This is a genomic window from Shouchella clausii (genome assembly GCF_002250115.1).
In the GTDB taxonomy this organism is placed as follows: Bacteria; Bacillota; Bacilli; order Bacillales; family Bacillaceae_D; genus Shouchella; species Shouchella clausii.
The window spans coordinates 850305-874769 of the sequence record NZ_CP019985.1 but is presented as its reverse complement, the minus strand read 5'-3'; the positions used below and the strand labels follow the sequence as shown (position 1 = coordinate 874769).

The window sequence follows — 24465 nt, the reverse complement described above, 5'->3', positions numbered from 1 at the left end:
TCTAAATGGAACAATTATCAAAAAAATTAATAGCTCACAATCAAGCTAAAAAGCAGCTCCTACAGGACGCAAACGAAGCTTGCAACGCGCATTTGCCGGAGCGTATCATCCAGTTTGGCGAGGGGAATTTTTTGCGCGGCTTTGTCGATTGGATGATTCATACGTTGAATAAAAAGGGCTTGTTTAATGGCTCGATTGTAGCGATACAGCCGACTCCACACGGTAAAGTGGTGCCTAAATTAAACGCACAGGACGGGTTGTATACGTTGGCGCAGCGGGGAATGTTGAATGGAACAGAGGTGGATGAAAGGGAGATTGTGACGTCGATCAGCAGGGGGATTAACCCTTACACAGATTGGCAAAAGGTTCTTGAGGTAGCAGAAAACATAGACGTTCGTTTTATGTTCTCCAACACCACTGAAGCTGGATTGACGTATTTGCAAGAGGAGTACGCCATGGAGCGTTCTCCCCTGTCTTTTCCAGGAAAAGTGGCCGCTTATCTCTATCACCGCTTTCAAACGTTCCAAGGTGCGAAGGAAGCGGGCATGATCCTATTTCCTTGTGAGCTATTGGACAACAACGGGCAACTGCTAAAGGAAATTGTTATTAGGCTGGCAACGGAATGGGGCTTCCCTCAATCCTTTATAGACTGGGTCGACCAGCATAACCAGTTCTGCAATACGCTTGTAGACCGTATTGTCACAGGCTTTCCTAGGGAAGGGATTGAGCAGTTTAATCAAGAGCTAGGCTATGAGGATACTCTTTTAACCACCTGTGAACCGTTTCATTTATTCGCGATCGAAGCCAAACCGGAAATAGCGGCACAGTTGCCTTTCGAGAAGGCTGGATTAAACGTCCATTGGAAGCCTGTAGCTCCATTTCGAGAGCTGAAGGTGCGAATTCTTAATGGCGCCCACACCATGATGTTTGCGGCGGCGTATCTATCTGGCCTGGATACCGTTAAGGAAGCAATGGAGGATGAGGAACTCCAGCAATTTATCCGAACAGGGGTTTACGAAGAAATTTTGCCTTTGCTTCATATCAATGAAGAGGAAAAGATCCGCTTTGCAGACGCTACATTGGAAAGGTTTAGCAATCCATTTAATCAGCATCATCTATTAGACATTTCACTGAACTCCATCTTTAAATGGAAGACTAGGATACTGCCTTCTTTTCTCGAAGCAGTGAGAGAAAAGAAGGCCCTTCCAGCAGCTTTAACCTTTTCACTAGCCGCTTTATACGTCTTTTATCGTCCTGATCATGTGAAGGACCATGTATGGTTTGGCAAACGTGGGGATACTGTGTATCCGATTAGAGAGAATGAAAAAACGCTTCGTTCCATTCAAATTCTTTCCGATGATAATGGGGAGGATTTACAGCGTACAATTCATGCGTTTCTTAGCAATCAGCAGCTTTGGGAGACCGATTTAACCGCTGTCACACAATTGACGGAAACAGTTACATTCCATGTGCAGAGTATATTAGAGCATGGGATGAAAGCTGCATTACGATCGTTAATGGGAAATAAAGTTTAAGTAGTAAGTAAAACCGTCCCTTTCTCCAGCTTGGTTAGAGAGGGGCGGTTTTGTTATGCCTGTTGCATCGATTGTCTTATGTGGTTCCTTACAAGTATTCTTTAAAAAAGCAGGGTAACCAAGTAGTAGCCTACTCTTCTTTTTCATCCATAAAATGACGCTCTTCTGCTGCTCAAGAGGAAAATGAACCAGCTATATGAGGGCGTCTAAATTTGAGTGGGGGCAAATTTCATTAGAAGAATGGATGAAATTACTAGAAAAGAAGCTGAATCAACCATGATAAAATAAACATGGAGATAAATCGATTTATAGGTTATTCTTATCATCTCCTTTTATGACAGCGCTTACTTCCTAACCATTTAGGAAATAGGATAGCCTAGCAGGAGAAGGCGAGCCCAACTATAGTGAGAATTAGGAGGTGGTCGCATTGAAGAAACGGCATGCCAGACTGCTCCAATTATTAAAAGAAAAGGAGGGGCGTTTTTTGTCAGGCCGGGAGCTAGGCGAACAGCTAGGCGTAAGCGACCAGACGATTCGCAATGACATTCGCATTTTGAATGAAGACTATTTAATCAATGCAGAAATTGTTTCCAACAACCGCCTTGGATATAAATTGAGAGGGACATTAACGCAGTTTAACAAGCGCTCTCATTTAGATTTAGATTACCATAAACGGGCTTTTCAGCTTGTCAAAGAATTGCTTGATGCAAATGGATGGATGAGCTATGACAAGTTTGCGGAAACCCATTTCGTCTCCCCGCAAACGATCCATAGTGATGTGATGCGGATGTCGGAATGGCTGAAGCAGTATGACCGAAAAGCCATGTTTGAAACAAAGCCTTTTTGTGGAATTCGCTTGCTTGGGAACGAGCAAGATAAACGGATGTTGTTGACAAGTTTGTTCAACAATGAATTTGCTGCAAAGCAAGAAGCAATTTCACAAATGACAACGGCCTTTTCAGGATGGCATACGCCGCAAAGCATTGCCGATATAGGCAAAAAGTTAAGCGATGTTTTAGATGCAAATAGCATCTATGTGTCGGCCAGTGTCTGGGCAAAGTTATTGGCTGTAGTGCTTGTCGCTGTGCACCGCGGAAAAACGCATGAATTAAGCACAAACAAGAGCGCGCAAGCAGGAGCAAACTGGAAACTGGCTGAACAAATAGCGAATGCGATTGGTTGGCCATGTTGCCCCGATGGGGAACTTGCTTATCTTGCTTCTAATTGCATCGCCTTCAAGTTGCTTCCGATCCAAAAAAACGGCAACGCAGCCGCTTCTGAACGGCTACAGGCGGCCTGCTTAGCAGGGTTGTCGTTACTCGAGAAGCAGTACGGCGTCGATTTAATAGGCGACCAAAAGCTGCTAAGGCATTTAACGTTGCATTTGCAAAATATGTTGTCCGTATTACAAGACCAATATGAAATCGAAGCTCCATCGTTATCGATGATTAAAGCCCAATACATTCATGCGTTTCAGATGGCGGTTGTCTTTGCTGAGGAACTAGGAGAAAAGTTGTCTATTTCCGTTCCTGAAGCGGAAGTAAGCTACTTAGCTCTTCATTTGCAGGCGGCAATTGACCGAATGGAACGAAAGCCAATCCGTGTTCCTTTAATTAGCACAAAAAGTTTGGCTATGACCACACTAATGAAACAAAAAGTTGAACAAGCGTATCCGCAAGTGTCGATTCAGGAAATTTATATTCCTTATGCTCCTTCTGCAGTGCCCCGCGATGCCGCGTTTGTACTGACAACGTCCAAGGAGCTCAAGACACAGCATAAGACATTGTATATTGAAGGCGATTTCATCACAAAAGAAGATATTGCCCGCATTAAGGAATGCTTAACTTACGGGATTTTGCAGGCACGCGTTACCGAAGATTGCTTTTTCCGTTTAAATGGGCAGACAAAAGAAGAGCTGCTGCGCTTGCTTGTGAAAAAGGCAGGAGCCGAAGTGTACTTGCCATCGATTGAATCGAGAGAGCAATTGTCTGCTACAGACATTGGCAACCGCATGGCTGTGCCCCATCCGCTTATTTCAATTGATGCCCCGGAAACAAAAATTTTTGTTGGCATGAACAGCCGTGCCGTCCAATGGGGGGAGCGGACAGTCCAAATGGCGTTCTTGCTGTTGGTGAGTGAACGGGACACCGTGTTGTACGAATCAATCTTTCGCGAAATTTATCAACTTAGTAAAACGGCACGTCTTCAAGACATGAAGTCGTACCAAGGATTTCGGAATAGTTTGTCATTATAACCTTAACTTGGAGGAAACTATATGCTTATCACGATGAAAGAATTGCTTAAAGTCGCATATGAACAAAAATTTGCAGTCGGCTCCTACAATGTTTCTAATAGCGAATTGCTATCCGCCATTATTGAGACGGCAGAGGAAGAAAAATCGCCAGCAATTTTACAAATCCATCCTAATGAGTTGGCGCTTATAGGCAATGAGTTTATCGCTTACGCCAGAGAAGCAGCACACCGTGCTCGCGTGCCAATCGTGATCCACCTCGACCATGGGGCGACATTGGCTGATATTGCCCAGGCGATCCAAAATGGCTACACATCGGTGATGATGGATGCATCCCATTTGCCGTTTGAAGAAAATATTGCCTTGACGAAACAAGCGGTTGAAATAGCCCACTCAGTCGGTATTTCCGTAGAAGCCGAGCTAGGAACAATCGGCAACAATGACGGCAGCTCTGAAGGAGGCGCAGACCAAATTCTTTACACTGAACCAGATGAAGCACGGGAATTTGTTGAACGTACTGGCTGCGACACACTTGCCGTCGCGATTGGCACATCTCATGGATTCTATCCAAAGCATATGAAGCCAAAAATCCAACTGGACCGGCTGGAGAAAATCAATGAGTCAGTAGGCATCCCATTAGTCCTCCATGGCGGCTCGGATAACCCAGATGAGGACATCCGCCAATCGACACAATTAGGAGTAGCAAAAATCAACCTCTCTAGCGATATGAAACGCGCCTTTTTCAACCAGTTGCGCCAAACGCTCCAAGAGAAACCACACGATTTTGAACCGGACGTGTTAATGCCTGAAGCCCGAGAAGCGGCGAAAGCAGTGTTGCGCAAAAAAATGGCGCTTTTCGGTTCAACAGGCAAAGCACCGTTGTACAAGCTCAGTGAGTGAAAGGGGAAATAGGCCAATGAAGCTAGCGGAGTTATTGCATAAAGATGTGATCAAGCTTGATTTAAGCGCGACCTCGAAAGAAGACGCGATTAAAGAATTAATCGAATTGCTTGATGAGAATGGGGCCATCGAATCAAAAGAAGGCTTTGAAAAAGATGTATATGAGCGGGAAGCTCAAGGCATGACGGGGATTGGCGGCGGGGTCGCCATTCCCCATGGCAAGTCGGATGCTGTTCGCCACACAGCGATTGCCATCGGCCGGACGAAACAGCCAATTGGTTGGGAAACGTTAGACGGAAAACCGGTGCAGGCGATTATCTTGTTTGCGGTGCGCAAAGAAGATGAGGGCAATCTTCATTTAAAGCTTCTGGCCAAAGTAGCTGGTGCGCTTGCCCGCGATGAAGTGTGTGCCGCATTGCTTGAATCGAACTCAAAAGACGACATTATACAGGCATTTGATGAACAGGAGGGAGAATCATGAAAATTGTTGGTGTTGCGGCTTGTACGGCAGGGATTGCCCATACATTTTTAGCGAAAGAAAAGCTTGTAAAAGCGGCACAAGAAGCAGGGCACGAAGTAAAGATTGAAACACAAGGGACGATCGGCACGGAAGATGAGTTGACAGCAAACGAGATCAAGGAAGCGGACGTCGTCATCATTGCAGCAGACATTAGCATATCGGGGCGCGATCGTTTCAAAGAGAAAAAAGTTATCCGCATCCCGACACATATTGCCATCAAATCGCCAAAGCAGCTCATCAAGAAAATTGAAGCTGAATTGAACGCAAACGTGTAAAGGGGAGAAGCAACATGAAATCAATCGGCTTGACGATTAAAAAACATTTGTTGACTGGTATTTCCTATATGATCCCACTGATTGTTGCGGCCGGCTTGTGCATTGCTTTAGGGCAAATCTTCGGAGGAGCTGATGTCGCCAACCATGAAGGAACGATCCCCTTTTACTTGAACCAGATTGGCGGTTGGGGCATGACGCTCGTCGTTCCCCTGTTTACAGCAGCGATTGCCATGTCGATTGCCGATCGCCCCACTTTCGCCCCTGGCCTCGTCATTGGCTTTATTGCCAATGAAATCCAGGCCGGTTTTATCGGCGGCATACTCGGCGGCTTTTTAGTAGGTTATGTCGTTTTGGCGATCAAAAAGTATGTGAAAGTGCCAAAGAGTATGATTGGTCTGATGCCTGTCATGATTATTCCTTTAATTGCAACCGCTTTCTCTGGTTTGCTCATGTTGACAATCATTGGCCAGCCCATTGCCAGCATGCAAAACTCACTGCTAGGTCTGTTGCAATCAATGGAAGGTGGTTCGCGCTTCTTTATGGGGACGATCCTCGGCGCAATGTCCAGTTTTGACTTCGGCGGTCCTGTCAACAAAACGGCCTCGTTATTTGCCGATGGGCTGCTTGTAGAAGGCATTTATGAACCAGAAGCAGTAAAATTCATTGGCTCCATGGTGCCTGTCTTCGGTATTGCTCTATCTTTCCTATTTACAAGATACAAATATACAAAAGCAGAAAAAGAAACATTAAAAGCAGCCGTGCCAATGGGCATTTGTATGATTACCGAAGGGGTTATCCCAATTGCTGCGCGGGACTTGATCCGCGTTGTCGCTTCGTGCTCATTTGGCTCAGCAATTGCCGGCGGGCTTTCGATGGTATGGGGAGTCGGAAGCACTGTGCCACATGGCGGTTTGTTTGTTGTACCACTGATGATTGAACCTTGGTACTTTGTGTTGGCGCTTGCTATCGGCAGTCTCATTACCGGTACGATGTTGTCATTGTGGAAACCGGCAGTCAAACAAGAGGAAGAGGCAATGGAACAAGAACCTGAAGAGGAGGAAGTCGACCTTGACGACTTCAGCTTGACGAAGGGGTTGTAAGCAGTGGATATGGAAACAGCAAAGCAAAAAACACGAGAAGCCCTTGAAGAACAAGGGTTTCTCTTAACGGACCAAGAAGCGGACACTATTGAAGTTGCTGACTTTGGGCTAGGGCGCCTTGAACAAAGCGGTTTGCAGCTGTTCACTTATGTAAACAGCCAGCGCTACTGTGCCAAGGAATTGGTGCTGTTCCCGAACCAAACGTGCCCAGAACATAAACACCCACCCCGGCCAGACGGCACCCCTGGAAAAGAAGAAACATTCCGCTGCCGCTTTGGCCGTGTCCATCTATTTGTTGAAGGGGAGGCAACAGACGATCCAAGTGTCTATCCGCCAGCTGAAGATGCTGGTTATTATACAGCCGCTAACGAAATTGTGCTCCTGCCAGGGGAACAATATACGATTCCGCCAAACACGCGCCACTGGTTTCAAGCAGGGCCCCAAGGGGCAATCATAAGTGAATTTTCTTCCCACAGCGACGACGCCAGTGACATCTTTACCGATCCGCGCATTACACGATAACGCGAACGGCCAACAGCTCTAAGTTGCTGTATGTAAGCACACGCCCCCTTTAAGCAGCGTTTATTACTGCCTGAAGGGGATTTTAAGGTAGGCGGAAGGCTATTGGTTGAGGCAGGGCTTTAAGCAAGCTCCATGCTAGAGTTGCAAAACACGAGCGTTGAGTGCCAAGGAGTAGCAGTCCGCTTTGAAAAAGAAAAAAGATGGTGGCAAAATATTGAATTTTCAACTCGCTTCATGTACCCTTTTCTTAATGAGTAGAATGGGAAAGGGGTTTCTCCATGTATAGACTTTTGGCAATACCCATGCTTGCACTTGTTTTAGTGGGCTGCGCTGAGGCAAAAGACACTCCACAACCAACAAACACCCCACAACCAACAGACACGCCTCAGCTGCTACGGGAAACGATACTGAACCCACATGTCATTCACCTTGATCCTAAAGATATTCCTGATACAAATGGATTGGAGTATTTTGAGGAGGAACCCCGTCCATCTTATGTTGACCCTGATACAGGGCATACGATCCATTTAGAAAGCGATAAGTGAAAACTTCTGTTTTTAATTCCCCCCGACTAAAACCCCCACGCATTCAACACTGTCATGATCGCTTCTTCCAATTCGTCTTCAGGAATACTTCCAAAGCCGAGTACAATTTGAGGCGGGTGGATTACAGGTTCAAGGGAGTAAGCAGATAATGGATACACTTTTGCCTTGGCGGTTAATGCTTTCTCAACCAGTGTCTGTTCATCCATTCCATTTTTTACGACGAGCACGATATGGAGACCGGAACGTTCACCGATTATCGATAGCTTGTCTTCATATCGTTTCAACAGGCTCAGAACTTTTTCTAACTTGCGGCGGTAAATTTTCCGCATCCGGTTTAAGTGTTTTTCAAAGTCCCCTTGTTTCATAAATGCCGTCAGTACTTGCTGGTCAACGCGCGACACCGTTGAGTGGTAGTAAGAAAACTTGTTTTTATATAAGTGGGCAAGTGGTGCCGGCAATACCATATAACTGATGCGGACAGACGGAATCAATGATTTCGAAAAGGCGCCTAAATAAATGACTTTGTTATGGACGTCCATGCTTTGCAAAGATGGAATAGTTTTTCCTGTATAGCGGAATTCACTATCGTAATCGTCTTCAATAATATAGCGGTTTTCGTGTGCTTCTGCCCAATGAAGCAATTGCTTGCGGCGATTGATCGATAAGACAGAACCGTAAGGAAAGTGGCGCGATGGCGTTGTGTAAACGACATCTACCGGTGTGCGGACGATGCTGTCAACATCAATGCCTTCTTCATCGACTTGAAAAGGGACATAATCGTTTGGATAATGGGATAGCAATTTCCGCATTAGTTGGTAGCCTGGGTCTTCAATTCCGTAGACTTTATTTGCGCCAAGGAGCAAGAAAAGCTGTTGCAACAATGTTTCTACCCCAGCTCCGACCACTACCTGTTCTGGCGTGCAATTGACGCCCCGTGAATGATGCAAGTAATAGGCAATTTCGCGCCGAAATGAAGCCTCGCCTTGATGGTCCCCGTTCAGCAATAAACGGTGATTTTCCTTACACATCGTTTGCTTGAAATACTTGCGCCATTGCTCAAATGGAAAGCTTGTTGTGTCAATATGGGTTGGGTGGAAATTGTAGCGAATCGTGTCTTGTTTTGTTTCTAACGCATCTCCAGGTGCTTTCGGAGCTCGAATGTATTCTAAGTCTTCATAGGCCTGTACATAAAATCCCTTTCTTGGAATCACTTCGACATAACCTTCTGCTACTAACTGCTCGTAAGCTGCCTCAACCGTGTTTTGGCTTAATTTTAAAGAGTCGGCTAGTTTGCGTTTAGAGGGAAGTTTCGTGCCATAGCCAATACGGCCTTCCGTAATTTCCGTTTTGATGTGTGCGTACAATTGTTCATATAAGGGCGTTGGCAAATCTCGATTTAATTCGCACCATAGCAATTCCATGTAGACCGCTCCTTTTTCTGACCTCATCACTTTCTTGAAAACTGACACTTACAATGTGGTCAGTTGTTTTCTATACTAGTCAGCAAATCGAAAAAAAGCAACGATAAAGGAGTGGGACAAATGGAAAAAGTAGTCGGAACAGACCGGGTGAAACAAGGAATGGCGCAAATGCAAAAAGGCGGCGTTATTATGGATGTCATTAATGCCGAACAAGCCAAAATTGCTGAAGAAGCGGGTGCTGTCGCGGTCATGGCGTTGGAACGGGTGCCTTCTGATATTCGTGCAGCTGGCGGTGTGGCGAGAATGGCAGACCCAACTGTGACAGAAGAAGTGTTAAACGCTGTTTCGATTCCAGTCATGGCAAAAGCACGCATTGGCCATATCGTTGAAGCGAAAGTACTGGAAGCGATGGGCGTCGATTACATTGATGAAAGCGAAGTGCTGACACCGGCTGATGAAGTCTATCATTTAAACAAACGTGATTTTACAGTGCCGTTTGTCTGCGGAGCCCGTGACCTCGGCGAAGCGGCACGCCGGATTGGCGAAGGCGCTTCAATGATTCGCACAAAAGGCGAGCCAGGAACGGGCAATATTGTTGAAGCAGTCCGCCATATGCGGAAAATGCAGGCGCAAATCAAACAAGTAGCCCATATGTCGACAGATGAGTTGATGACGGAAGCCAAGCAGTTAGGCGCCCCTTATGAATTATTGTTGCACATTAAGGAAACGGGCCAATTGCCTGTCGTCAATTTTGCCGCAGGGGGCATCGCCACGCCGGCGGATGCCGCTCTTATGATGCATCTAGGCGCTGACGGCGTTTTTGTCGGATCGGGCATCTTTAAATCAGACAATCCTGAAAAATTTGCTCGGGCAATTGTGGAAGCGACAACCCATTACACAGATTATGAACGGATTGCCGAGCTTTCGAAAAACCTTGGCTCCGCCATGAAAGGAATTGACGTGGCGACATTGGCGCCAGCAGAACGGATGCAGGACCGTGGGTGGTAAGCCTATGAAAATCGGAGTACTAGCCTTACAAGGCGCGGTCAGTGAACATATCCGTTTATTAACGAACAGTGGCGCAGAAGCAATCGAAATAAAGCGTGCAGACCAGCTAGCAGAAGTGGATGGGCTTATTTTGCCAGGTGGTGAGTCGACGGCAATGCGTAGGTTGATTGACAAGTATCAACTTTTTAAGCCGTTGCAAGAATTTGGCGAATCAGGAAAGCCGATATTAGGCACATGTGCTGGATTGATATTGATGGCAAAGACTCTTTCTGGTGAGCAAGATGGGCACTTAGGTTTTATCGACATGGTCGTCGAGCGCAATGCGTTTGGGCGGCAACGGGATAGTTTTGAAGCAACACTTGATGTGAAAGGGGTAGCCGAAAAGCTGACTGCTGTTTTTATTCGCGCGCCGCTTGTTAAAGAAGTCGGCCCAGATGTAGACATTTTGAGCGAATACAACGGAGAAATCGTTGCCGTCAAGCAAGGCCCTTTCCTTGCATGTTCGTTCCATCCTGAATTGACGGATGACGCCCGCTTGCATCAAGCGTTTATAAAGATGGTAGCAGAGCGCTCTGTGTTGGAAGCTCATTAAAAAAGGCAACGGCTTCTGCGCAAGTTATACAGAAAAAACCGGACAATTTCCGTCCGGTTTTTTTCCAGTCTCCCAACAATTACAAACGGTGTTTCTTCATTTTATTGTATAGCGTTGCCAAGGAAATATTTAATCGTTTTGCTGCCTGCTTTTTGCCTTCTAAATGATTTGCACAATTGGCAAGTACGTTTGTAATAAGCTGCCGTTCAGCTTCCTCCATGCCTGCTTTCAATGACGTAGGAGGAGTAAACGACATTGGCGTGGACCTTTGCCATAGGTCCGTTGCCAAATGTGGCGGCAGGTGGCTTGTGTGCAAAACGGGTTCATCCATCATGCACAAGGCAAATTGGAGCGCGTTTTTTAGTTCACGCACATTCCCAGGCCAATGATAGTGCTTAAGCCTTTCCAATGCTTCGTCGCTAATGTTTACTTGCCCCACTGCCTTCGCGTCAGATTGGTTGGCAAGCAGCGTTTTGGCAAGCAAAGGGATATCTTCTTTTCGCTCACGCAACGGTGGTATGTGAAGTTGGAACACACATAAACGATAATAGAGGTCTTCGCGAAACAAACCTTTGCTCACTAAGTCCGCCAAGTTTTGGTTAGTCGCAGCAATTATACGGGTACAAACACGTTTTTCCTTTAAAGCACCTAGCCTCCGTATCGTCCCTTCTTGCAAGACGCGGAGCAGTTTGCTTTGCAAGGAAAGGGGCAGTTCGCCGATTTCATCAAGGAACAACGTACCGTTGTCAGCCAACTCAAACAAGCCAAGTTTGCCATTTTTCTGGGCACCTGTAAAAGCCCCCGTTTCGTAGCCAAACAATTCACTTTCGAGCAAGTCTGTTGGAATCGCAGCACAGTTGATTGGTACAAATGGCTGTGAGGCACTTTTCCCTCCTCTATGAATAGCCTGCGCAAAAAGCTCTTTCCCTGTTCCGCTCTCTCCTGTAATCAAGACTGGAAAAGGAGCGGTTGCTGCTTTGCGGGCAATCGCTGTTACCTCTTTTAACCCTTGATTATATCCAATGATCGATTCAAAATGATGGGCCGCTTGAAAACTGGCTTCTACTTTTTGCTGCAACCATTGAATTTGTTGTTTTTGCTGTTCGATTGTCCTTGTCAAATCCAGCACTTCTTGTTTGCCTTTACAGATTGAGACGGCTCCCACCACTTGGTCGCCGTCAAAAATAGGCGCCATATCGACTAAGTATTCTCGGCCATTGACTTTTCTATAAACGCCGACACGTACGTTTTTGTCTTTTAGCGTGGAAACAAGTTGTGCTTCTGGCCTGACTTCTAGAAGAGGCTTGCCAATAATGTCCTGTGCACAAACGCCTGTGATGCGTGTATATTCGTCATTAATTTTCTTGACAATCCCTTGCTTGTCAATGACAAGAATGCCGTCTTGAATGGCATCAAGAATGGCATGTCTATTCACTTGGAAGCCCCCTTTTTTTAAGCGTTTTCATTATCATATCAGCCTTTGCGATAAACGGCCAACTTGTTCTTAATTATTAGAATTTATTTCTTTATTTTTAGAAATGGCGCCTTTGTAGCCTAGGAAGTTCGCGTTTTAACAGTTGGCACAATGATTGCATTCAAAGAGGCATAGCAAAGATGGCAGAAAGTAGGGAGAGTATGAAATCGATACGTATTGGCACTGGCGCCGGCTATGGCGGCGACCGAATTGATGCAGCAGTGGATTTAGTGAAGCGCGGGGATTTAAATTATCTTGTGCTGGAAGGGCTTGCCGAGCGGACAACGGCGCTTGCCCACTTAGAAAAAGCGTTAGACCGTGAAAAAGGCTATGGTCAGTTTTTAGAAGAACGCATGGCAGCTTTATTGCCGTTATGCCAAGACAAAGGGGTAACGGTCATTACGAATTTAGGGGCAGCTAATCCAGAAAGTGCTGCAAAGAAAACGGCAGAAATCGCTTCTTCTCTCGGTCTAACAAAGCTGAAAGTCGCAACAGTCATTGGTGCCGATGTGCTTGAACAAGCAAAACAAGCCGACCCTCCTTTATGGGAAACGGGTGTCCCTCTTTCCACATTCGGTGATGATGTTATTTCCGCTGACGCTTATTTAGGAGTTGACGCGATTTTGCCTGCTTTGGTGCAAGGAGCCGATGTGATCCTAACTGGCCGTGTCGCAGATCCTTCATTATTTTTGGCACCAATGGTTTATGAGTTTGGCTGGGAGCTTTCAGATTGGCATTTGCTTGGTGCAGGAACAGTACTTGCCCACTTGCTTGAGTGCGGCGCCCAAGTAAGTGGTGGTTATTTTGCTGATGGCTGCAATAAGCGTGTGCCGGAGTTGCACCGGCTCGGAATGCCATTTGCTGATGTTTTTGCTGACGGGACTGGCATCATTTCGAAAACGCCAGGAAGCGGGGGAGCGGTGACGCTCCAAACATGCAAAGAGCAATTATTGTATGAAGTAATGGACCCAACTGCCTATATGACGCCCGACGTTACCGCTGATTTTTCATCTGTGTGTTTTAAGGAGGTTGCCGACAATCGGATTGCAGTGAACGGGGGAAACGGTCGTGAGCGGCCCGCTCAACTAAAAGCGACGATTGGCGTGAACCAAGGCTACATTGGTGAAGGCATGATTGCCTATGGAGGCTACGGTGCAGTTAAACGGGCCCATCTCGCTGCTGAAATCGTATTGGCGCGATTAACAAGTGCAGGGTTTAACCAGCAAGAGGTTAAACATGAATTGCTTGGGGTGAATGGGCTTTTTCAGAATGAGCCATCAGCCCGCCCATATGAAGTCCTTCTCCGTGTAGCTGCTAGAGCGAAGGACCGCCGGCAAGCTGAACGTGTTGGGGAGGAAGTGGAAGCATTGTGGCTAAATGGCCCAGGGGGTCCAGGCGGGGTTCGATCACAAGCAAAACGTGTCGTTTCTGCCTATTCAGCATCGATTCCACGAACAATGGTGAAGACAAAAGTGTTCGTAACGGAGGTAATAGCATGACTACACCTTTATATAAAATTGCCCATGCTCGGGCAGGCGACAAAGGCGAACAGACAACGATCAGCCTGTTTCTGTACGATGAACGATTTTACGAAAGCGTAAGGCAACAAATAACGGCAGCGGCGGTCAAGCAACATTTTCGCCGACTAGCCTCTGGCGGTGTTGACCGTTATGAGCTTCCTCAATTGGCTGCACTCCATTTTGTCATCCATGGCACTCGCCCAGGTGGCGTAGCGGCCGCCCTTGATTTTGATGCACATGGTAAATCGCTCTCTTGGTATTTTCTTGAAATGAACGTTCAGTTGTAAAAGAGAGGCATCGCCCGCTTCTGACAGTGGGCAACGTTTTGAAAGCGCTTAAATAAGGAGGGATTTCATGCTAGCATTACTTGGTTTTTTGACGATTGTGGTGTTTTTATATTCGATTATTTCGAAGCGGCTTTCTGTTATTGTCGCACTTGTGTTGATTCCAATTGTTTTTGGCATCATTGGCGGATTTGGACTTGAGCTCGGTGAGCATATGCTGGAGGGCATTCAACTTGTTGCTCCGACTGGCGTTATGCTAGGTTTTGCAATCCTGTTTTTCGGCGTTATGAACAATGCAGGCATGTTTGATCCGATTCTTGCCCGAATTTTAAAAGCGGTGAAAGGCGATCCTTTAAAAGTAGTAGTCGGTACGCTGTTATTTGCTATGATTGCCCAGCTTGATGGTTCAGGAGCATCGACGTTCTTAATTGTGATCCCAGCTTTGTTGCCTCTTTATGATCGGCTCGGCATGAACCGACTCGTCTTGGCAGGAATCGTTGGCCTTGGAGCGGGCCTCATGAATATTATGCCATGGGGAGGGCCGACTGCCCGCGCCGGCAGCGCGCTTGGCATTGATCCCGGCGACATATTTATCCCACTATTGCCTTCGATGGCGGTAGGATTTCTATGGCTTTTATTTGTCGCTTACTGGATTGGAAAAAAAGAGCGAAAACGCCTTGGCGTCCAATCAATCGAACATTCAATGAGCAGTGCTCAAACGGAAGAGCAATTGAAAATGAAACGCCCGAAGCTGTTTATTCCCAATTTATTGTTGACCGCCTTGACGTTAACGACATTGGTGATGCAATGGTTGCCGCTGCCCGTCGTCTTTATCATTGCCTTTGTGCTTGCGTTGCTAATGAATTATCCGAATCCAAAAGAGCAAATGCAACAAATCCAGTTGCAAGCGTCGGGCATGGTGCCGGTGTTATCGATTATTTTTGCAGCTGGAATTTTCACAGGTATCCTTACAGGCACAGGGATGATCGAAGCGATGGCAGTGGCGTTAGTCAACCTAGTGCCTGAACAAATTGGCGGTTCACTGCCGATCGTTGTCGCCATTGCCAGCATGCCCCTCAGCCTCGTCTTTAATCCAGACGCCTATTATTACGGCGTCATGCCAATTCTTGCCCAATCGGCAGAAATGTACGGCGTGCCTGGAATCGAAATTGCCCAAGCATGCGTACTCGGGCAAATGACAGTTGGCTTTCCTCTCAGTCCGCTGACAGCATCAACGTTTTTGTTGGTTGGCCTTGCGCAAGTAGAATTAGGTGACCATCAACGATTTATGTTCAAATGGGCCTTTTTAACGACACTATGGATGGCGCTATTTGCTTTGCTTACTGGCGTGTTGTCTGGCTGGTGATAAAGCTAAAACGGGTTATTGACACTAAACGAAAGAAGAATGATCGGTTTTACCTATATAGTTCGAGCTTGGTTTTCGATTATTAGGCTATGTTTAAACGGTTCTTGCGCGGACGGGAAATATGCACCCCGATATGAAACGACAATATTCATCCCTGTCACTTTTTAACCGATACAAAAAGGGGGAGGGATGTTCATGAAAAGATTTAGGAATAGAATCTTAGTTAAATTAACTGCTTTGCTTGTAGCATGTGTGCTAATGACAAGTTTAGTAATTGGCACTACTACGTATACGTTAGCGAAAAATCAGCTGATTGACGCCGGCATGCTTGATATGAAACATACTGTTGATGCAGCGCTGCCTCTATTAACAGCCATACAAGAGGATATCGAAAATGGCACGATGTCGCTAGAAGAAGGGCAGGAACGGGCACGTTTGCTAATTTCTGGACCTAAAACAGAAAACGGATATGAGCATTCCAAATCGCTGTTTTCTTATAAATCAGACGGATATATGGTAGCGTATACAGATGATTACGCAACCCAACTTCACCCCACTAATGAGATCGGTGAAATTCCGGAAGACACGACAAATCGGCAACAATTCGTCGAAAGTGCTAGAAAGGAAAATGTAGAAGATCGGTTTACGTTTTATAATCGCGTCGAAGACGGTGCACAAGTCAAAAAAATCAGCTACATGACATATTTCGAACCATGGGGCTGGCATATTGGCATGACGGCAACTGAAAGCGAATTTTATAGCGACATTCAAGAGCTTGGCTATTATATAACGGCATTAACAGCCATCGTCTCCATTGCTGCATTGCTTGCCGCTTATTTGCTAATCCGCAAAAGAGTGCAAACGCTGGAAACAGTGGCGACTGCGGCAGCTGCAATTGCCGACGGCGACATTTCCTATTCGAACTTGCCAGAGTCCAATGACGAGATTGGCCGGTTAGGTCGGTCATTCAATACAATGACGACCCAGTTGAGAAAATTGGTTGCTGATTTGCAGCAATCTGGCATCAATGTCCTCGATCGGGCCTCGGATTTGTCAGCAGTAGCAGAAGAGACATCAGCAACGGCACAGGAGATGCTTTTAGCTGTTAATGAAATCGGGTCAGGAACGCAAGATCAAGCCATCCAACTGGAAAAAACGAATGAGCAAGTCGGGGAATTGAACCAGTCGATTCAATCAATCAACGAGCAAAAGCAAAAAGTGGTTGAAACATCCGTTGAGTCTTCCATTGCTTCTGCAAAAGGAAGGGAAATGGTTTCCCACTTGGAACAGTCTCATTCCAATTCCCACCAAGCATCAGAAGACATTAGCATCGGCATTACTAAATTATATGGGAAAATCCAAGACATTTCACGGGTGACGCAAGTAATTAATGGCATCGCCGAGCAGACGAACCTCCTTGCTTTAAATGCAAGCATTGAAGCAGCACAGGCAGGGGAACATGGCAATGGATTTGCCGTCGTTGCTGCGGAAGTGCGCAAGCTTGCGAAACAGGCGAATACGCGCACGGCTGAAATAAAAGAGGTCATCTCTGGAATTGAACAAGAGATGGAGCAAATCATCATGCTAATCGGACAAACGGGCAGCTACTCAGATGAATTAAAAGAAGCAGTCAAACAAACAGCAGAAGTATTCACAGGGATCGAAGCTTCTATTCAAAAGACAAGCGGCGCCATTTATATTATCGAAAATGAAATGGAAAATATTACAGGTCAAGCAAAAACGATGACTTTCTCAGTGGAACAAGCGTTAAGTGTAGCAGAAGAGACAGCCGCATCCGTTGAAGAAATGATCGCTTCCTTTGACGAGCAAGGCGCTGCACTAGAAACAATCGCAACTGCAGCCGAAAAACTAACAGCTTTAAACCAACAAATGAATGGCGATTTAGCTTATTATAAAACAGAATAATATACATTGACAGACAGCTATTTCACCAGTATAGTAAGATTACTTGAAAGAGGAGGGTTTTAAACGATGCGCAGCCAGATTGGATTTGTTTTGGACACGTAATTTCATAGTTCAGGGCTCTGTATGATGCAGAGTAAACGGATTCAGTCTGTCTGTCCAAAGTTTATAAATCTTCTACGGGCTTTTTAAAAACCAATTGAAGAAAGGCGGATATGTCTGCCTTTCTTTTTTAGGGCGTCTTCCCAATAGTAAAGCCGTTTACGTTAAGCTGCAGAACAGGCATTCTGCAGTTTTTTTGTATGGTTAGGGCCGTAGAGGTAATCGAGTTAATGGAGGCGGCGATTCTAGACAGATTCCGTAACTATTGTGTACGCGATGCTCCCTCCCTATGATTAGGTAGGAGGAAAAACATGCCCCTTATGAAGAACATATTATAGCGAGCTTGTGGCTGTCCAATCAACTTGTTGAAGGAAAAAAGGGAGATGGCAAAGAGCTCCTAGGTTAATAGGAAAAGGACGGTTCATATGAAAAGCAGAGGAGCGTTTACCTCCAATGCTTGAGTGATGTTGGCCGAATGGAAGGATTTTTAAATTATGAAACAAACGAACAATAGCACAAAGTTAGGAAACGAACCGATCGGAAAATTGCTTCGAGATCTATCGGTTCCAGCCATGATCGGTATGTTTGTCATGGCGTTTTACAATGTCGTCGACGTTCTCTTTATTTCCTACGGCGTTGGCATTGAAGCGGTGGCGGGTCTAACGATTGCCTTCCCCGTCATGATGATTATGATGGCGGTCTCGGCAGCTGTGGGAATTGGCGGCGCGTCTGTCATTTCTAGAAGGTTAGGAGAAAACAGGCACGAAGACGCCAATCGCGTGTTCGGTACAGTGCTTGCGCTCATTGTAGTCATGAGCGTTGCCGGTTTAATCACGGCGCTATTTTTTCTGGAAGATTTGCTTGTCTTATTCGGCGCTACTCCAGATATTTTGCCGTATTCTTATGACTACATGTTCCCGATCATGCTAGGTACGGTATTCTTTGCTTTTACATTTGCGACAAACAATATTATTCGTTCGGAAGGAAACGCTCGGTTTGCGATGGTGACAATGGTCATTCCGGCCATTCTGAATATCATTCTCGACCCCATTTTCATTTTTGCTCTCGATATGGGCGTTAAAGGGGCAGGCGTCGCCACGGTTGTTGCCCAAGGAGCGGTGAGCTTCTTTATTTTGCGGTATTACGCTAAAGGTGAAAGTTCGTTGCGCCTCAGTTGGACAAGCGTGTCTCTGCCGGTTTCTGTCGTAAAGGAAATTTTGTCTGTCGGCTTTCCTGCATTTGTCCAACAAGCATCAGGGAGTTTGATGATGATCGCCATCAACGCGATGCTCATTCAACATGGAAGCGATATGCACGTCGGTGTATTTGGCATCATCCAGCGGATTATGATGTTTACGGTGATGCCAATGATTGGCGTTATGCAAGGAATGATGCCGATTGTCGGTTACAATTATGGAGCCAAACAATTTGCGCGAATGCGTGAGACCATTTGGCTGACATTAAAAGTCGTGGTCGCCTGTTCGATTGGCGTTGTCTTTATTATGATGGCTTTCCCAGCTCTTTCGATGCGAATTTTCACGACAGACACTCTTGCGATTGAGACAGGCACAACAGCGATGAGAATCATGTTCGCTGGTTTCTTTCTTGCTGGCGTGCAAGTGGTTGCCGGCGGTTTGTACCAAGCTCTTGGCAAACCAACCCCTGCCTTGATTTTATCACTGTCTCGGCAAATCATTTTCCTAATTCCCCTTGTGTTGTTGCTGCCTCAATATATGGGCATCACCGGCGTGTTCTTAGCATTTCCTATTGCCGATTTGCTATCGTTTATCCTTGCGACATTTTTGCTGTACCGAGACCGCGAGACCATTTTAGTAAAAGGCAAACAAGAACAGCAAGAAGTTTAAAGCAAACAAGCATGATTCGGCACTTTTCGGATCATGCTTGTTTTTATGAATCAAATTGTCGTAATTGCCCCACCTTGCCGATAAACCACTTTTTCCCTTCGTCACAAAAGTTGTCATTGCTATGATGGTAGGGGGATATGCCAAATGGGCAGCTCACCAGAAGAAAAAACAGAAAAAACGCCAGCAGAAATGGATCCGGCAGACTTGCCGCAAATTGATGCGTTTCAAAATGAGTATTCCCGAGAAATGATGGTGTCGACAGAGCCAGTAGCGGAAGGGTATTATTTAATGCGCTCAAAAATTGGCGCCTTTACGATATGGTTTCCAGAAGAGGCCGTGTTTATGGACAATGCGTCTGGCTTGGATGGGGACCATTATGAAAAGCTTAGAATTTCCTTTGAAAGGTGGTCTAAATAAAAGGATGGACATGTCTGCTATCCCATTTAATTTAGATTTTTATTTTGATGAAAATTTACGAGAAGTTCCTCTGTCAAAAGCTGAAATGATGAAAGGTATCGAATTTCTAAAAAAACAAATACCAATATTCCAGAACGATAAAAACGAAATAGCAAAAATCTATGGATTAATGGGCGTTTATTTGCGGACTGTTAAAGAATTGGAAGAAAGTAAAAAATATTTAAGGTTAGCGATTCAAACATATGAAAGCACAAGTAATGACAATAGCTTGTTTGTTAATAAACTACGTTTGGCCCACACATATCAATGGCAGAAAGACTTTCATACGTCTAATCAAATGTTTAAGAAACTGATGGAAGAAGCCGAAATATGTGATGAACGTCGGGGTATACTAGATTTTGTTTATCAACATTATGCCAAAAATTTGTTTGACCAAGAAAATTACGATCTTGCTATAAGTTATTTTCACAAAGCCTTAAATTTAAGAATTCAGAAGGGGCAAAAAGACTTAATAGAATCAACCGAATACGCCATTCATATTTGCAAGGGAAAATTGTGACTCACACTCGCCAAAAACACAACAAATAGGCATACAGTGCAATGAGAATGAGGCATCTCATTACGTTTTCTATCGATATATATAGTGTTGATTTTTTGGGAGATGCGTCAATTGAATAGCGATTGAACTTTTAAAGCAACTTCACTGGGTCTAACATCAATCAATGATAAACTTTCTATATCTACCCACATTGGCAAGTACGTTCCGCTATCTCTATTTTTGTCCATGTATTCTTCCCCTTGTCCAGTTCCTAAAGTTCCAGAAATAATTTCAGACAGAAAAAAATATTGAGTTCCGTTGAATTCAATTTTGGAAATACACTCATTAATTTTTACATCGACTCCTAACTCCTCCAATGCTTCTCTTTTGGCACCGGCTTCTGGTGTTTCCCCTTGCTCTATTCCACCACCAGGGAAAACATAATACATAGCATCATCTCTAATTCTTTGAATTAAAACGACTTTCTCATCTTTTATTATGACCACCGAACTTCTATCTCTCATAGACAATTCCCCCTGTTATTCATCATTCGGAAAATTCACGGTGAAAAAAGTTTAACACAGGTGATTTCCATTGAGAACATTCAGCTAGTTCAAACCTCACAAGTCTTATATCAGTGTCGTTATTTTCATATTTATGTTAAGAATGATAAAAAAGCGGTAGTGAGTCCTAAGGAGTCGATCGAAGTGGACAAAAGCAAGGCATTGCTGGCAGTTGTCATTGCCATCATGTTAGGAGGATGTGGCCAAATGGGTAGCTCACCAGAAGAAGAACCAGAAAAAACACCAGCAGAAATGGACCCGGCAGACTTGCCGCAAATTGATGCGTTTCAAAATGAGTATTCCCGAGAAATGATGGTGTCGACAGAGCCAGTAGCGGATGGGTATTATTTAATGCGCTCAAAAATTGGCGCCTTTACGATATGGTTTCCGGAAGAGGCCGTGTTTATGGACAATGCGTCTGGTATTGATGGGGACCACTACGAAAAATTAAGATTTGCTTATGAAAGCGAAGAAGAAAACAGAGGGTATTTAGTTGGTTTTCAATATAACTATGGTGGAAATGCCAAAAAACCAGAACGGCTTTTAGATAATTTAAGAGGACGCTGGGATTATGAAGAGGAATGGATAGAAACGGAAGATGAACATGGTCTTACATACTATGGATATACGATAGAGGACATTGAAGGTTATCAAAGCTATATTTTTATGGGTTACAAAGTATCATCCCAAAAAGCGCCTCAAGCAATGGAATTTCTTTATATCTCTTCTTGTGTTGATGAAAAGTCTGAAAGTTGTCAAATGGATTTGGCAGAGGAAGAAGCTTATATACTCCAGTGGGTAAAGTCAATTCAGTTTTCAGGTACTCGTGGCGACGGAGGCGAGACGGATGGCGAATGACGAACTATTAATAAAAGACAACCAACAAGAGAGCAGAGTCTAGAAGCATTTCCCCTTTTCTAAGTGCTTTCAAGTAACAACTCTAGGTATAACCTCACAAGTCTTATGTCAGTGTCATTATTTTCATATTTATGTTAAGAATGATAAAAAAGCGGTAGTGAGGCCTAAGGAGTCGAGCAGAATGGACAAAAGCAAGACATTGCTGGCAGTTGTCATTGCCATCATGTTAGGAGGATGTGGCCAAATGGGTAGCTCACCAGAAGAAGAACCAGAAAAAACACCAGCAGAAATGGACCCGGCAGACTTGCCGCAAATTGATGCGTTTCAAAATGAGTATTCCCGAGAAATGATGGTGTCGACAGAGCCAGTAGCGGATGGGTATTATTTAATGCGCTCAAAAATTGGCGCCTTTACGATATGGTTTCCGGAAGAGGCCGTGTTTATGGACAATGCATCTGGGATTGATGGAGACCATTATGAAAAAATTAGTTTTGCTTATGAAAGTGAAGAGGAAAATCGGGGATACTTGATTGATTTTCAATACAATTACAGTGGGTATGCTGAAAGGCCAGACTGGTTGTTGGATAATTTACGGAATCGTTGGAGTTATGAGGAAGAATGGAAAGAAATTGAAGATGAACATGGACGGACGTACTATGGAAATACAGTAGAAGAATTTAAAGGCCATCAAAATTATATTTTCATGGGCTATAAAGTGTCACCCCAAGAAGCGCCTCAAGGAATACAATTTCTCTATATCGCTTCATGTGTGGATAAAGAAGCAGAAAGTTGTCAAATAGATTTAGCGGAAGAAGAAGAGTATGTGCTCCGTTGGGTGAAATCGATCCAGTTTTCAGGAACTCATGGCGATGGAGGTGAGACGGATGGCGAATGACGAACTATTAATAAAAGACGAAGTTTGGCTTCGCATTACTCAGTTGGAATACAAAATGAAAAATGGTATGTCTAAAGAGGAATTTGAAAAAGAAGTGCGGCGAATTTATATTGAAGAAATGGGAGAAGAGCTTCCAGCAGATATGAAAGTTTATTCCTCAAATGAAAGCAATAGGGTTAAATCTGAATACGACGGTACAGCCGTTTATTTTGAAAACGAGGAAATAGGAATTAGCCAATTGTATGTAGTTTCACAAGGCTCAAATGATTCTGGTGATTGGCTGTATAATGCGATCGGACTGTTCCAAGGAAAAGATGCTTCGCAAGCTATGGACGTTGAAATCTTTTTAAAGGAAGCCAAGGAGAAGTTAAATCTTGTTGATGAAGACGTAGCGATAATTGGGTTAGGCCACTCGCTTGCTAACAACAATAATTTGACGTCTCAAGTATTAAACAACCATTTTAACACTGTTTATGGAGTAAATGGTGCACAAATTAATGTGTATCAACTTTATACTGCAGATACCGATTTCAGACAAAAAGTTAATCAAAACTTCAATCTACCTAGAACCGACAAAAACGCCATCTACACCCTCCCCCCTCATGAACTCGAACAGTTCGCCGTCGAGTACATAGAAGAAAAAATCGACACCAGTTCTATCCATCAGCTCCGTTCGAGCAATGACCCTCTTTATGCGTTGATGGAAAATACGAGAGGGTTTGTGACTGTTCCGGAAGAAGCGAAAGAGGGGATCGTAACAAACAAAAATTATACAGGATTGTCGCCGCTTTTTGCCAATCTGCCAGATAAGGAGATTGCTAAGTGGCAAGCGATTTTTATGCCAGCGGCTGATGCGTATGTGGATAATGGGGTGGATGGTGCCCTCGGTGTGTTGGAAGAAATGACGGGCCTCAAGCGGACGGTGTTTGATGATTTTAACGAGTTGCAGGCTGATTTTCAACAATTGATGGAATCGGAAACGATTGATTTGTCAGAGTATCCTGCCTTTATGCGGGGAGAAATGGCTCGTTCCCATGCGCTAGGGCAAGTAGGGGCGAAGATTCCACAGGCCTTTGATTTGTTAAGCAAGGCATTGACAGAGTTTGACCATATTAAACAATTCCAGCGGAACGTAGGACCGATCATAGAGACAGTTCAAGGCTTAAACGATTCGGCTGAAGAGGTGTTCGGGTATTTGGTCGAGGCTGGCTACATTGATGAGGCTTCGAAAGACATCATCGTCAAAGAATTGAATGGATTGACGGAATCGCTGCAAGCCCTTCATGATTATAAGCATCTTGAAGATGTATATAAAGAATATCCGTATTTAATGCAAGATGGAGGAAGTGGATTATTAGGAAGTGACGTGGCTTTTTTGCTGCTGTTGATCGAACATGGCGAAAAGTTGTATGGCCATTGGCAGGCTTTAGAAAAGGAATTGCAGGAAGTTATGAGTGAAATCGGCCATAGCCACAGCATCCATGAACTGTTGAACGCGCTGAATGAAGAAAACGGGGTTTCGTACTACAACAACCAAATGATAGTGAGCACACAACACGGAGGCGAGGAAATCCGTGTTAATTTAAGTGCCACTGTCGAAGCGTATTACAACGGCTTATCGATAGTCGAGCAGCAACAGGAAAACGTGCAAGCGTTTGTGCGCTTGTATAAGCATGAGGTCGTAGAGGATGTCGAAAACCGAAAAAAGGCGCTCGTCCATGCGTTTAACGAGATGGAAAGCAATCCTAAGGCCTATCAGCACTTGTTAAATAAAAGCCATGCGCCAGCGGGCAGCCGCATTGAACGAATTGTCGTCCATGACCAAATCGGCGGAATCACATTGCCTGAAGGGCCAGTATGGGAAGCAGCTTTGGTGGAGCAATTGGAAAAGCAGCGCACCTTCCTTGAAAAGATGCGTGAAGGGATCGAAGATATTTTTGATGAAGAACATAACGTTGCCGCAATTTTTACACTTTCGGGGTAATAGGAAG

The 24465-nt window shown here is 44.8% G+C and carries 23 protein-coding genes; 20 read left to right on the top strand and 3 right to left on the bottom strand.

The window, feature by feature from the left end; genetic code table 11:
• The first annotated feature begins 5 nt into the window (after positions 1–5).
• The 8 genes from BC8716_RS04185 (at position 6) to BC8716_RS04150 (ending at position 7648) form a co-directional block, all read left to right on the top strand.
• Positions 6–1535, top strand: a complete 1530-nt coding sequence (locus tag BC8716_RS04185; RefSeq protein ID WP_094424073.1) for a tagaturonate reductase — start codon at positions 6–8, stop codon at positions 1533–1535.
• A 427-nt stretch (positions 1536–1962) separates the two neighbouring features.
• On the top strand, positions 1963–3789 hold the full coding sequence (locus tag BC8716_RS04180) for a BglG family transcription antiterminator (RefSeq protein WP_169715906.1): 1827 nt from the start codon (positions 1963–1965) through the stop codon (positions 3787–3789).
• 21 nt (positions 3790–3810) lie between these two features.
• Complete coding sequence (locus BC8716_RS04175; protein ID WP_094424071.1) at positions 3811–4686, top strand: ketose-bisphosphate aldolase; 876 nt, start codon at positions 3811–3813, stop codon at positions 4684–4686.
• A 16-nt stretch (positions 4687–4702) separates the two neighbouring features.
• Positions 4703–5167: a PTS sugar transporter subunit IIA gene (locus tag BC8716_RS04170; RefSeq protein WP_062748640.1), complete on the top strand. Its 465-nt coding sequence runs from the start codon at positions 4703–4705 to the stop codon at positions 5165–5167.
• Positions 5164–5481 carry a PTS fructose transporter subunit IIB gene (locus BC8716_RS04165; RefSeq protein ID WP_011245308.1) on the top strand — a complete coding sequence of 106 codons (318 nt, stop codon included), beginning with the start codon at positions 5164–5166 and terminating at the stop codon, positions 5479–5481. The genes BC8716_RS04170 and BC8716_RS04165 overlap by 4 nt, the downstream gene beginning before the upstream one ends.
• Before the next feature lie 14 nt (positions 5482–5495).
• Complete coding sequence (locus BC8716_RS04160) at positions 5496–6581, top strand: PTS fructose transporter subunit IIC (RefSeq protein WP_094424070.1); 1086 nt, start codon at positions 5496–5498, stop codon at positions 6579–6581.
• A 9-nt stretch (positions 6582–6590) separates the two neighbouring features.
• A complete protein-coding gene (locus BC8716_RS04155) occupies positions 6591–7103 on the top strand; it encodes a cupin domain-containing protein (protein WP_094429162.1) in 513 nt (170 codons plus the stop codon).
• Between the two features lie 278 nt (positions 7104–7381).
• Positions 7382–7648 (top strand): hypothetical protein, encoded by a 267-nt coding sequence (locus tag BC8716_RS04150; RefSeq protein WP_094424069.1) that lies wholly within the window; start codon positions 7382–7384, stop codon positions 7646–7648.
• Positions 7649–7674: 26 nt separating this feature from the next.
• Here the strand turns inward: BC8716_RS04150 and pdxR are convergent, their stop codons facing one another.
• Complete coding sequence (gene pdxR / locus BC8716_RS04145) at positions 7675–9069, bottom strand: MocR-like pyridoxine biosynthesis transcription factor PdxR (RefSeq protein WP_094424068.1); 1395 nt, start codon at positions 9067–9069, stop codon at positions 7675–7677.
• A gap of 120 nt (positions 9070–9189) precedes the next feature.
• On the opposite strand from pdxR, the gene pdxS reads away from it, so the two are divergent.
• Both pdxS and pdxT read left to right on the top strand, forming a co-directional pair.
• Complete coding sequence (gene pdxS / locus BC8716_RS04140) at positions 9190–10077, top strand: pyridoxal 5'-phosphate synthase lyase subunit PdxS (RefSeq protein WP_011245312.1); 888 nt, start codon at positions 9190–9192, stop codon at positions 10075–10077.
• Between the two features lie 4 nt (positions 10078–10081).
• Positions 10082–10669 (top strand): pyridoxal 5'-phosphate synthase glutaminase subunit PdxT, encoded by a 588-nt coding sequence (gene pdxT / locus BC8716_RS04135; protein ID WP_094424067.1) that lies wholly within the window; start codon positions 10082–10084, stop codon positions 10667–10669.
• 79 nt (positions 10670–10748) lie between these two features.
• Here pdxT and BC8716_RS04130 read toward each other — a convergent pair whose 3' ends face one another.
• The gene (locus tag BC8716_RS04130; protein WP_094424066.1) at positions 10749–12104 is read right to left on the bottom strand and encodes a sigma-54 interaction domain-containing protein; all 1356 of its coding nucleotides are present in this window, start codon (positions 12102–12104) and stop codon (positions 10749–10751) included.
• A gap of 179 nt (positions 12105–12283) precedes the next feature.
• Between BC8716_RS04130 and BC8716_RS04125 the strand changes: the two genes are divergently transcribed.
• The 7 genes from BC8716_RS04125 (at position 12284) to BC8716_RS04095 (ending at position 20179) form a co-directional block, all read left to right on the top strand.
• A complete protein-coding gene (locus tag BC8716_RS04125) occupies positions 12284–13642 on the top strand; it encodes an acyclic terpene utilization AtuA family protein (protein WP_257392284.1) in 1359 nt (452 codons plus the stop codon).
• Complete coding sequence (locus BC8716_RS04120; RefSeq protein ID WP_094424065.1) at positions 13639–13950, top strand: AtuA-related protein; 312 nt, start codon at positions 13639–13641, stop codon at positions 13948–13950. The genes BC8716_RS04125 and BC8716_RS04120 overlap by 4 nt, the downstream gene beginning before the upstream one ends.
• 67 nt (positions 13951–14017) lie before the next feature.
• Positions 14018–15313, top strand: coding sequence for a CitMHS family transporter (locus tag BC8716_RS04115; protein ID WP_094424064.1), 1296 nt, complete (start codon positions 14018–14020; stop codon positions 15311–15313).
• A gap of 195 nt (positions 15314–15508) precedes the next feature.
• On the top strand, positions 15509–17239 hold the full coding sequence (locus tag BC8716_RS04110; protein WP_169715905.1) for a methyl-accepting chemotaxis protein: 1731 nt from the start codon (positions 15509–15511) through the stop codon (positions 17237–17239).
• A gap of 593 nt (positions 17240–17832) precedes the next feature.
• A complete protein-coding gene (locus BC8716_RS04105; RefSeq protein ID WP_094424062.1) occupies positions 17833–19203 on the top strand; it encodes an MATE family efflux transporter in 1371 nt (456 codons plus the stop codon).
• 144 nt (positions 19204–19347) lie between these two features.
• Positions 19348–19620: a YvcA-related protein gene (locus BC8716_RS04100; protein ID WP_094424061.1), complete on the top strand. Its 273-nt coding sequence runs from the start codon at positions 19348–19350 to the stop codon at positions 19618–19620.
• The gene (locus BC8716_RS04095; protein WP_251180192.1) at positions 19580–20179 is read left to right on the top strand and encodes a tetratricopeptide repeat protein; all 600 of its coding nucleotides are present in this window, start codon (positions 19580–19582) and stop codon (positions 20177–20179) included. The genes BC8716_RS04100 and BC8716_RS04095 overlap by 41 nt, the downstream gene beginning before the upstream one ends.
• A gap of 107 nt (positions 20180–20286) precedes the next feature.
• On the opposite strand, the gene BC8716_RS04090 is transcribed toward BC8716_RS04095, so the two are convergent.
• Positions 20287–20682: an NUDIX hydrolase gene (locus tag BC8716_RS04090; protein ID WP_094424060.1), complete on the bottom strand. Its 396-nt coding sequence runs from the start codon at positions 20680–20682 to the stop codon at positions 20287–20289.
• Between the two features lie 183 nt (positions 20683–20865).
• Between BC8716_RS04090 and BC8716_RS04085 the strand changes: the two genes are divergently transcribed.
• The 3 genes from BC8716_RS04085 (at position 20866) to BC8716_RS04075 (ending at position 24458) form a co-directional block, all read left to right on the top strand.
• Positions 20866–21579 carry a YvcA-related protein gene (locus BC8716_RS04085; protein WP_094424059.1) on the top strand — a complete coding sequence of 238 codons (714 nt, stop codon included), beginning with the start codon at positions 20866–20868 and terminating at the stop codon, positions 21577–21579.
• A gap of 181 nt (positions 21580–21760) precedes the next feature.
• Positions 21761–22474, top strand: coding sequence for a YvcA-related protein (locus BC8716_RS04080; protein WP_094424058.1), 714 nt, complete (start codon positions 21761–21763; stop codon positions 22472–22474).
• Positions 22464–24458 (top strand): DUF6792 domain-containing protein, encoded by a 1995-nt coding sequence (locus BC8716_RS04075; protein ID WP_094424057.1) that lies wholly within the window; start codon positions 22464–22466, stop codon positions 24456–24458. The genes BC8716_RS04080 and BC8716_RS04075 overlap by 11 nt, the downstream gene beginning before the upstream one ends.
• The last annotated feature ends 7 nt before the right edge of the window (positions 24459–24465 follow it).